Source organism: Snodgrassella sp. B3882, from assembly GCF_026535915.1.
GTDB lineage: Bacteria > Pseudomonadota > Gammaproteobacteria > Burkholderiales > Neisseriaceae > Snodgrassella.
Genome location: NZ_JAFNPF010000001.1, coordinates 779,372 through 790,883, shown reverse-complemented (window position 1 = coordinate 790,883; position 11,512 = coordinate 779,372). Strand labels below are relative to the sequence as shown.

Below are 11,512 nucleotides of genomic sequence, written 5' to 3'. Positions count from 1 at the left end.
CCAGCATATTTAAGATAATTTCACAAATATTAAACTATTTTAAATATATGTAAAGAGTATTAACTAATATTTACAATTTAGATTTTGTTAGTCAATACGAATATATTCTATCGCAAGTATTTCAATGGTTTCTACACCATCCACGCCAGCCAAGCGCACTTCATCTCCCTCATGAGCTTTCAACAAACAGCGTGCAAGGGGTGACACCCAAGAAATTTTATTCTGGCTCAAATCTATTTCGTCTGTACCAACGATTTTAACCGTTTGCTCCTGCCCGTTTGCACGTAAAATGGTCACCGTGGCACTAAAGAAAACCTGATCACAATCTCCTCGTAATTCCGGATCAATAACTTGAGCTGCTTCTAATCGTTTGGTTAGAAAACGTATTCTTCGATCAATTTCACGTAATCGACGTTTGCCATACAGGTAGTCACCATTTTCACTACGATCCCCATTGCCAGCTGCCCAGTTCACCACATTCACCACTTCAGGGCGCTCTTTGTGAACCAGTTGGTACAGCTCATCCTGTAAGGCCTGATGACCACCTGGGGTAATATAATTTGGGGTATTTTTTTGCTCACTACTCATTAGTTTTCCTAAAACAATAAAACAGGCTGTCTGTAATCAGACAGCCTGCACAGATAAAAAAGATCACGATCTGAAGAGCAACGCTCAACTTAAACGATTCAATGATTTTTATCTTAATTTAGACAGACAAATTGGTCATAGATGATCAAACCATAGTCATGACGGTCAAATCAGTGTCAATTTTTTATTTATGCTTGAAAACCTTTTTTTAGCTTTTCAGCATAAGCATTCAGATCACTGATTGGACGAGTGGCCACACCAGAATCCATTGCTGCCTTAGCTACGGCAGGCGCAACCACATAAATCAAACGCGGATCAAAAGGTTTCGGAATCAAATATTCACGACCAAAAGTCATATCAGCATCTTTATAAGCCTTAACAACTTCTGCACTTGGTGGCGTTTTCGCCAATTCGGCGATAGCATTAACACAAGCCAATTTCATTTCCGCATTGATGGTAGTAGCACCAACGTCTAAAGCCCCACGGAAAATGAACGGGAAACACAATACATTATTGACTTGATTAGGAAAATCAGAGCGTCCAGTACCCATGATGACATCAGGACGGGCTGCTTTGGCTTCATGTGGCCAAATTTCAGGAGTCGGATTGGCCATAGCCAGAACAATAGGATCATTGTTCATGGTTTTCAGCATCTCTGGGCTTAATACGCCAGGACCGGATAAACCAAGAAATATATCTTTTCCTTTTACCGCATCTTCCAGCGTCCGCTGACCTTGATCAGGCTGGGCAAAGGCTTTTTTAGATTCCACCATGTTTGCTTCACGATTCTGATAAATCACGCCTTTAGAATCACAAACAGTAATATTTTCCCTTTTCATGCCCATGCTTACCAACAATTCCAGACAGGCAATAGCCGCAGCACCGGCACCAGAACATACCAATTTAACCTGCGCAATATCTTTACCGACCACGCTCAAAGCATTTTTAATAGCGGCGACAGTAATAATGGCCGTACCGTGCTGATCATCATGAAAAACTGGAATTTTACAACGTTCGCTAAGTTTCTTTTCAATATAGAAACATTCAGGAGCTTTGATATCTTCCAGATTGATTCCGCCGAAAGTTGGTTCTAATGCGGCAATGATATCAACCAGTTTGTCCGGATCAGTTTCATCAATTTCAATATCAAAAACATCTACTCCGCCAAACTTTTTAAAAAGTACACCTTTGCCTTCCATTACTGGTTTGCCTGCCAGCGCACCAATATTGCCCAGACCAAGTACTGCAGTACCATTTGAGATTACTGCAACCAGATTGCCTCGAGCGGTATATTTATATGCATTTGCAGGATCACGATGAATCTCCATGCAAGGTGCTGCCACACCCGGCGAATAAGCCAGCGACAAATCCTCTTGGGTATTCAATGGTTTAGTCGCACAAACTTCTATTTTACCAGGGCGAGGTTCTTCGTGAAAACGTAATGCAGCTTCTTTGATTAATTCATCCATATAAGTTCTCAGTTCCAGGTTTTTAACACCAACAAGCTGTTTTTTTAAAAAGCACAATAAAAAACCTTTTAACGGGTGTCTAAAGAATTAGTACCTGTCAAAAGTGATTTATATTATAGCTTTATTTAACAAAATCATACACCGCTTTTATGGTTAATATTTCACATTCACGATTACAAAGCCGAAGATAATTGTTGAATTTCCCCATTTTTAATGGCTAAAACTAACAATCCTTTAAATTCACAAACTGTCGCTTTAACACACCACCCATATGCATCAAAAAATGCAAAGCAATTAATGATAAAATAATATACAGTGCTTTACTTTGATTTCTCTTGCTGATACTGCTGTGCATATTCCACAGCACTGCTGATCGCCATTTTCGCTTGCGGGCTATTTTTCCAACAGCTACTACCAACTAAACAAGCAATCTGTTGTGTAATATCCTGTGGGTTTTCCTCAGCAAGCTGGGCCAAAGAATTGATTCCGATCTGTTCCAAACGATCAATCACCTTGTCCCCTACACCTTTGACTTTGACCAATAATGCCCGTTCAGATTCACTAAACACCATAAGCTGCCAACCTTCTTAATAATTTTATTCAAATGTATTTATCACCGTCTCTACTGATTAAGACCTTTACCTAAATATCATAAATAGGATAATTAGTGATTGATTAATGATAACTTAGCAATTCTGATTGCGCAGTAAAATGTTTTAGAACAAAACCGCATAAAAAAAGCGGGTATTCAAACCCGCTTTTTTTATTCAAGAATAAGTTAGAACCATTGGCCGAAACGTCGGATGTACCAGCGTTTAACCATCTGAGTTACCACACAATAACAACCTAATGTCAGTACCAGCCATGGGAAATACTGCCATGGTAATGGAGTCAGTCCAATCCAGTTACTGATCGGCGAAAAGGGAATATAAATTCCGATGGCCATAATTAATCCTGTCATCAGCAATACTGGTAATGCTGCCGTGCTTTGAATAAATGGAATCTTACGGGTACGCAGCATGTGTACCACCAATGTTTGGGACAATAGACCTTCAACAAACCAACCAGAATGAAACAGATTTTGCACTTCCGGTGCATTAGCATGAAATACAAACCACATCAACGCAAAGGTACTGATGTCAAATATGGATGAAATAGGACCAATAAACAACATAAAACGACTGATGTTAGACACATCCCATTTACGTGGTTTACGTAAAAATTCATCATCCATTCGATCCCAAGGGAGCGATAACTGAGAAAAATCATACAGCAAATTCTGAATCAGAAGCTGAATCGCCAGCATGGGCAAAAATGGTAAAAAAGCACTGGCGAATAACACCGAAAAAACATTACCAAAGTTAGAGCTGGCAGTCATATTCAGGTATTTAATAATATTACCGAAGGTTTCACGCCCTTTAATCACCCCTTCTTCCAGCACCATCAGGCTTTTTTCTAACAAAATAATGTCGGCTGATTCTTTAGCAATATCCGTGGCGGTATCAACAGATATACCCACATCGGCATCGCGTAAAGCGGGAGCGTCGTTAATACCATCGCCGAGAAAACCAACAGTATGACCATTTTCTTGCAATAAACGAATAATTCGCGATTTTTGCAAGGGAGTGAGCTTAGCAAAAACAGTATGTTGTTCCAATAAAGGTTTTAGTACCTCATCACTTAAGCCCTCAATATCACTACCCAACAAAGGCAGTCCGGCTTCAATGCCCACCTCATGACAAATTTTTCGGGTGACAATTGCGTTGTCTCCGGTTAAAACCTTTACCGCAACACCATTCTCACTTAAAGCAGCAATTGCCTGGGCTGCACTGTCTTTAGGGGGATCAAGGAATGTCAGAAATCCACATAAAGTTAACTCAGTTTCATCGGCAACAGCATATTGGGCTTTTTGTGCTTCAGGATTAATGTATTTGGTGCCGATTGCCAGCACACGAAACCCTTCCTTGTTGTAGCTTTCTGTCAGCGACAACAGCCGTTCGCGTTGAGCGGCGTCTAGTGGCAAAAACTGCCCCTGCTCATATACACAGCTGGAAATCGACAGCATTTCTTCTACGGCGCCTTTACAGATCAACACATGTCGTTGGTGCTCATCACGCAACACAACTGATAAGCGCCGGCGTACAAAATCAAAGGGCAATTCATCTATTTTCTGAAACGCAGCAGAATGAATATAAGCACGGTTTTCTGGTTCTTGTGCAAAGCGAATAATCGCCTTATCCATCAGATTTTTCATTCCACTTTGAAAGGAACTATTTAACCACGCCAGCTGAAGGACTTCATGATCATTGTGACCATGAATATCCGTATAATGCTCCAGAATAATTTTATCTTGCGTTAACGTACCGGTTTTATCGGTGCATAACACATCCATCGAACCAAAATTTTGAATGGCACTTAAGCGCTTTACCACAACCTTCCGTCGTGCCATGGCCATGGCACCTTTGGCCAGATTGGCACTGACAATCATAGGTAACATTTCTGGTGTCAGACCAACTGCTACTGCCAAAGCAAATAAAGCAGCATCGCCCCAGTCACCTTTAGTAAAGCCATTTACCAGCAGCACAATTGGCACCAGAATCAGCATAAAGCGGATAAGCAGATGGCTGACACTGTTGACCCCACGGTCAAATGCCGTTTTACCGCGAGTACCGACGATAGATTTAGCTAAAGAACCAAAATAAGTATCATTACCGGTAGCCACCACCACAGCTTTGGCCGTTCCACTCACGATATTGGTCCCCATAAAGCAGATATTTTCTGCATCCAGCGGATTGGATGAGTCAGACGATGGCTGAGATTGCAAATTGGTCGATACCGAAGCACCCAAAGTATCCGATTTTTCAACCGGAATAGATTCACCGGTTAGCACGGCCTGACTGATAAATAAATCACGTGACTCAATCAGACGTACATCAGCAGGAACCATGTCACCGGCAGACAGAAAAATGATATCGCCGGGCACCACTTCTTTAATCGGCACTTCTTGTTGTTCACCAGCCAAATCCCGATGACTACGTCGCAATACCGTTGCAGTCGTGCTTATCATCGATTTCAACGCCTGCGCTGCTTTATTAGAACGGTATTCCTGCCAGAAACTGAGCAAACCACTTAGCAACACCATTACCAGAATAATAATAATGCCACTGAGGCTGGTTTCCTCACCCTGACGTAAAGGAATCAGATAATCTGAAAAGAAACTGACTGCTGCCAGTGCAAGTAAAACAAAAATAAAAGGATTTTTAAACGCGAGTAGTAATTGGATCCAAGCAGATGGTGCTTTATCGTGCACAACATCATTACTACCAAATGAAGCTAATCTTTCTTTGATATCTTGCTCGGTCAGACCACTGAGACTAGTCTGTAAATTAGAAAGCGTTTTCTCAAGACTGTTGCGTGACTCAAGCACAGCTTTAATAGTCACGGATTGATGGGTTACTTTTTTTAGTTTTTTCATAAACAGTACCTTTCCAACCATGATGTTTCCCGGTTGGCAGATACTGTTAACTGGAAAACATCAACGGCCTTGTTGCAATTGATGTATCAATAAAATAAACGGCAGACTCGAATCTTCTTCCATTGTTTTATTCCCAGTTAAATAGTCATAAACGTAATGCGAGGCATTGCGTTCACCGATACCGAAGCAGACTAATCTGCTATTGCTGTCGTCAACACGCATAAAAGACAACAATATCTTCAGCAAGGTAAGGTTTATACGGGTTTAAGATAATAACGTCAATTAAATTTACGTTACCAGTAATAAAAAACAATAATATTCACAAGCTACTACATTAACCAAGATTCATTTAAATAAACCAACAAATTTCATTTTCGCCCTATCTTGATTACCAATTGGGTATGACCAACTAATGTCCATAATGGTTAACTCCTGCGCCCAATTTCAACATTTCAACCGATAAATCAAAATAGCAAACCTTGGAAATGATTTAGATAATTATGTAATGGTTTAGGTATACCATAATCTGCTAAATGTTGCGGCGACACCCATTCGCCCGAGATGCCTTGCAGATTACGATGCAGAGATACTGACATTTGTGCATGATAGGGAAAAATATGCAGTTGCCGATGCGTTAGTCGGTGCAGAAATTCACCATCTGCATTCAAATCATCTGCTGGCAAGTCAAAAAGTGCAGCCAGTTCGTACAAAGCAGTCAAACTGTCGGCGCAGGGTACACACCACAATCCACCCCAAATGCCGTTTGCGGGACGTTTGGATAGAAAAATCGATCCACTTTGATCTCGCATCACTAGCCAATACATCGGCATGTCTTTGACAGCTACTTGAGTTTTCTTACGTGGCAACAGAGCAATCCGATCTTGAGCACGAGCAAGACAGATATCTCCCATAGGACAAGCAGTACAAACAGGCTTACTGCGTTTGCATATCGTTGCGCCCAAATCCATCAACCCCTGAATATAAGCAGGCATATCCTTACCCTCCTGAGGGAGCAAGGATTCAGCCGTTTGCCAAAGCAACTGTTCGAAACTTTTAGCGTTTAAATTTCCATCTAAAGCAAAAACACGACACAAAACGCGCTTAACATTTCCATCCAGAATAGACTCACGCGCATTAAAGCAGAAGGCAGCAATCGCCGCTGCCGTACTGCGCCCTACTCCACAAAGCATTTGCAAGTGCAGCCTATCGCGGGGAAATTCGCCACCAAACTCATTGACTACTTGCTTGGCAGCCTTATGCAAATTACGGGCACGACTATAATATCCCAGCCCTTGCCACAAACCTAACACCTCATCCTCATCAGCAGCAGCCAACGCATACACATCGGGAAAAGCCGTAACAAAACGCGGATAATAATTTAAAACCGTACTGACCTGAGTTTGCTGTAACATAATTTCCGACAGCCAAACCCGATAAGGATCGCGACTATGCCACGGCAATCCATGCCTACCAAATTGTTTTTGCCACAAAACCAAACGTTGCGCAAAATCATTACCTTTTTCCATCACAACCTAATCACAATCTTAACCTGTATTTTATTGACAATTGAATTAATAATAATTTAAAAAAATGATTAAAAAATGGTACAGCCTGAAAAATACTGATACACAAAATAAATGGATTTATTTAGATTTGAGATAAAAATCAAAAAATAAGAATTGAAATAGTTAGAAATCCAGCTGCAAAATTTTTATATAAATTCAAATTTATTGCATTATAAGCTGTCGTTATGGATTTTACACCAATCCTCTTTGCAATTTCAGATTCATAGTAATTGCATACCTACGATAGCAGTAATACAGTTAATATTTGAGCTTGAAAAATAGTCTAATATTCTAAAACTAACCCAATTAACTAGCGGACAGTTCAATAGAAAGAGAATATAAATCATCTTAATCAGAGAAAACATCGTTAATAAAAGCATCATATGTAACAACGCAAAAGATTTTTTTTTTTTGAATAAAAGCATACTCATGAAATTAACAGCTAACACGACAGAAGACAGATGAAATTAGCGTGTCTCGTCATAACATGATTGTCAAAAGTGAAGCAGGTGTTGGCAAAATCCAGAATTTGAAGTTCAAGATTGTATTTTGGATGGATTGACATCTAAATTAAATTTAACAGAATTAGCAGAAAATATTGAAAAAGCGTTTCAGTTCATTTTAGAAATGAATAACATGTTTTTTCTGATCACAACTCAAAACTTAAATTGCTCAGCTGCTAATGAAAAACTAGCCATTTTTTTCAAACAGTGAAGTCAGATTAGCGATAGCGACTAAGAAAATACGATGCTATTAATACAAACACAGATCGATATTATTGCCCTTTTGAACTGTCTAAACAAAATATTCAACTTAGTGAAAATAATTGAACACTAATTCTGAGGAATGCAGATGTTTAGGAAGCCTGGCGGAAAATAATAGAAAAGGAATAAATTAGTCAAAGATTGAACCAGAAGCTCTGTTAAAAGCGACCAATAACACCCATTTGCAACAGGTCGTTCGGTTTCTTTAATAACAATAAATGAGATAAAAAAATATGGTTATTGATCCATATTGAAATGAGTACAAAACGGCATAATCTTGCTATTTAATCAGATCATTAACACCTATACAGCAAATTTTTTAAATTCATTTCTTTAAATATAATAAAAGTCACTTTATAGGGTGAAGCATAACTTTCTTAAACTGATCGTTTGTTAATCATGCCAACTATTCCTGCCAATCATTCAATAAATCGATTTGTTATGAATGACATCGATTATTTCCAAAAAATTTTATTACATCATCGTCGTTTTCGTTTTTAATTTTTTTTAATCAACAATAAGTCTTGCTTCAAGGCTGATTCACAGACTTGGTCCACAACTATTGTCTACATATTTAAAAAAAAATTTAGGCAACATGTTTGTTCAGAACAGGCTAACTTTAATCCTTTTTTCTACTAATATGCAATAATGACTTCTCAGTGATCAAGTATTAAGATATATATTTTCTCTAAAATCTTATTATTAACTTAAAATGAATCAATCATTAGAGAATTTAATAAGAAGTTAATCGCGCTCAACAACCAAGAGCAGATGTTCTTTTTGTGTCATTTATTAGACTATATATAACAAAATTACAACATAGCGAAAAAATTTTCTCTTTAATTTTACTAAATCCAATATAACTTCAAGTCAAAGCAAAAACATCCAATATAGAGTAACGATATCAATAAATAATTGTATAGATCGCCTAACAATCAGCCAAATAAAACTGGCAATAATTAAGATTTTTTTACAGATCAATTTTGAATCACACTTTCTCAAATGCTCGAAATGATAAAAATTACATATAAAAACCTGTCTTTATCGATTTACCTATATTATAATCACTTAAGAACATCATTTTACCGAATATTGATGTTGGTATGATTTAAATAAGGATTGAAAAATGATTAAAAAATTCTCTACAACAGCCGTGTTTTGTTTACTGGCTTTAGGTCTTTTTGGTTGTGATGACGCCAAAAAAGCAAATGAAGCTGCAAGTGCTCCTGCAACGACTACAGAAGCAAGTGTTCCTGCAACTAATGAAACTTCAGCTCCTGCTCCTGCTGTAAATCCTGTCAATAACGGTTCAGAAACCGCCCCTGTTTCTACAAGTATTGAAGAATGTGATCAATATTTTGCAGCTGTTGATAAAATGCTGAAAGAACTTCCAGATAATCAAAAAGCTCTGTTTAGTGCAAGTTATGATAATTTCAAAAAATTGATCAAAGAGCACCCTGAGCAACATGAACAAACTAGAGCAAGCTGTAAACAAGCCTTAGAAGCTCTTCCTCCACAGTTTCGTTAATAAAATCAATTTAAAATAATTGTGAGGCAATTGTATTGCCTCACAATTTTTTTAACCAAGCACAGCACAATCTAAGTCAACAATGTAATATCTTTTTGTAATAATTTAATCTATTCAGAGTGAATAATACCTTTTATTCTCTTAGGATATAGTCTAAAAAATTAACCTTCAAACCAATTAATTATAAGTGCAGAAACTCTTTATAAAATTGATAACTTAAAAATTTATCCGCTAAAATTTTTCAATGTTGATATTATAAGTACCGCTATACAACCTGTATCGACTTCTCATTGCTTTATCCAACAGATGCTGACACAACTGGTTTTACTTTCAAGGTACTCATGTAGAAATATAGTGGAGTGGCAGTATTGGAGCCACAACAGTTTCAGCAGCTTATTCTGCTGAATCTAAGTCGCTACTCATCATGATGAAATAACAGTAAAAAAACTAGGTCATATACGTTACGTATTACCAAAATTCAGTTTTAAATAACTACCATGCCTTATTCAATTTATCTGACTGATCATTACAGACATTTTTTGCTTAAAAATACAATCAGCTTCCCCATTCATTTTAAAATATGAATGATCTTGGAGAAGCTGATGCAAATAATGAATGTTTATAACTTCTAAGAACATATATAACTTTGTACGTGACTCATTGGGAAGTTTTCGAATTAAATATTTAAAATGATGGCACCATACATCCGTTGCCAGCTAGAGCCGATACAAATTAAATCTAGTCCTTTTGATTCTTTTTCAAAAATAATGATTGGTTATTAAGTTTGTCCATTTTCAATGGGTTGCACAAGGATGAATTTTAGAAAACTCTTTATCAAAAACATCAACTACGTATTGATAAATTAAATCATCAATCAAGCTATAAGCTGTTTAATTATCTTTAAATGTTTCCTGATGAATATTCTGATTAAGCCAGAATTTTTCTGACTTTTTTTTCTAGTATTTTATTTTTGAATTAATTTTCAACAATATATTATCAGCTATTAATAATATTCAAGTTAAATGGATTGTAAAAGTTAATTTGTTGATTAGCCTCCTTATTAATATAAATATAGTCATCTTCTTTTTTCTTTATGTAAGTTTCTAATCTATCTACATATAATTCATTAAAATAGAAGGATATAACTGCATAAGAAATTCCCATATATAAAAAGAAAGATTTTTTGTTCGTTAATTCTTCATAGCCTACAGTAAGCTCACGAACATCTATTGTCGCGTTGTCTTTTTCTTTGATATAAATATTTTCAATATCATCAATCTTTGATTTACCTTTTTCTCTGTGATAATTTTGAACATTGAGAAAAGAAAGTTTTAAAAAATTTCTTTCGTGTTGTGGGTTAGATATATTAGGTTCGTCAACAATGAATATGAATGCAGACTGTTTTGGATCATAAATGAAATCAAATATAATTTGTTCTTCAAAAACCAATTCATCAAAAAAGTTTTCTAAATTTTGTATTTTTCTCTTTTTCTAAAATCTTATTCTTAAGTTGTTAAGGTTTTAACCCTACAGAAATAATATGGGTTATTCTCATAAATTCATCATGTGGGAAATTTTCTAAAACAACATTTCAATCAATATTTAAATACTTCCCTTTATCATTTATTATTCAGATATAACTATTCTTATGCCTTTCCGATTTAATATTTTTCCTTTTAGGTCTCATAAACCTTAAGGCTTTTACCTCTTCAACTTTTAACTATATCGCCAACATAAGTCTTAGCATTATGCTCCAGCCATGTGAGTTTGCCGAATATTAGACGCAGCATTATTCACGGGTGATTTTCAAAAGCTGCTATTAATGATGGTGTCTCAACTTCTGATGTTAAGTAAGATTTTCTACCAAAAAAATCAGTTTGATTATTATTCTGATCTATCTATTTTCCATTTTTCATCTACCCTCACCCTTTTTTGGTCAGTGGTCTTTATTCTTGGTTCCCTCATTGGTAGTAATCACTTGTCAGCAGCTTTTAATTAAAAAGTTTGTTTAAAATTCTTTTCAATTACATTAGATTATTTATTAACCGGTAACAATCAGGTATGTAGCTGTGCCAAAATTTTTCACACTTAATCACTCAATTTTTCACCCAAGAAATAATAAA

The 11,512-nt window shown here is 36.6% G+C and carries 7 protein-coding genes and 1 pseudogene; 1 reads left to right on the top strand and 7 read right to left on the bottom strand.

Annotated elements, in window-relative coordinates:
* Window positions 1-87: 87 nt before the first annotated feature.
* From greB to mutY, 6 genes and pseudogenes are all read right to left on the bottom strand, one after another.
* Entirely contained in the window at window positions 88-588 is a 501-nt protein-coding gene (gene greB / locus J3U68_RS03380) for a transcription elongation factor GreB (protein ID WP_267374619.1), read from the bottom strand.
* Window positions 589-797: 209 nt separating this feature from the next.
* Window positions 798-2,057: pseudogene (locus J3U68_RS03375) on the bottom strand (malic enzyme-like NAD(P)-binding protein); the annotation flags it as partial.
* A 320-nt stretch (window positions 2,058-2,377) separates the two neighbouring features.
* Window positions 2,378-2,629 carry a DUF4332 domain-containing protein gene (locus J3U68_RS03370; protein ID WP_267374617.1) on the bottom strand — a complete coding sequence of 84 codons (252 nt, stop codon included), beginning with the start codon at window positions 2,627-2,629 and terminating at the stop codon, window positions 2,378-2,380.
* A gap of 206 nt (window positions 2,630-2,835) precedes the next feature.
* Complete coding sequence (gene mgtA / locus J3U68_RS03365; protein WP_267374615.1) at window positions 2,836-5,532, bottom strand: magnesium-translocating P-type ATPase; 2,697 nt, start codon at window positions 5,530-5,532, stop codon at window positions 2,836-2,838.
* A gap of 60 nt (window positions 5,533-5,592) precedes the next feature.
* A complete protein-coding gene (locus tag J3U68_RS03360) occupies window positions 5,593-5,754 on the bottom strand; it encodes a hypothetical protein (RefSeq protein ID WP_267374612.1) in 162 nt (53 codons plus the stop codon).
* A gap of 242 nt (window positions 5,755-5,996) precedes the next feature.
* Entirely contained in the window at window positions 5,997-7,058 is a 1,062-nt protein-coding gene (gene mutY, locus J3U68_RS03355; protein ID WP_267374609.1) for an A/G-specific adenine glycosylase, read from the bottom strand.
* 1,929 nt (window positions 7,059-8,987) lie between these two features.
* On the opposite strand from mutY, the gene J3U68_RS03350 reads away from it, so the two are divergent.
* Window positions 8,988-9,389, top strand: a complete 402-nt coding sequence (locus J3U68_RS03350; RefSeq protein ID WP_267374606.1) for a DUF5339 family protein — start codon at window positions 8,988-8,990, stop codon at window positions 9,387-9,389.
* A gap of 996 nt (window positions 9,390-10,385) precedes the next feature.
* On the opposite strand, the gene J3U68_RS03345 is transcribed toward J3U68_RS03350, so the two are convergent.
* The gene (locus J3U68_RS03345; RefSeq protein ID WP_267374604.1) at window positions 10,386-10,838 is read right to left on the bottom strand and encodes a hypothetical protein; all 453 of its coding nucleotides are present in this window, start codon (window positions 10,836-10,838) and stop codon (window positions 10,386-10,388) included.
* Window positions 10,839-11,512: the final 674 nt, after the last annotated feature.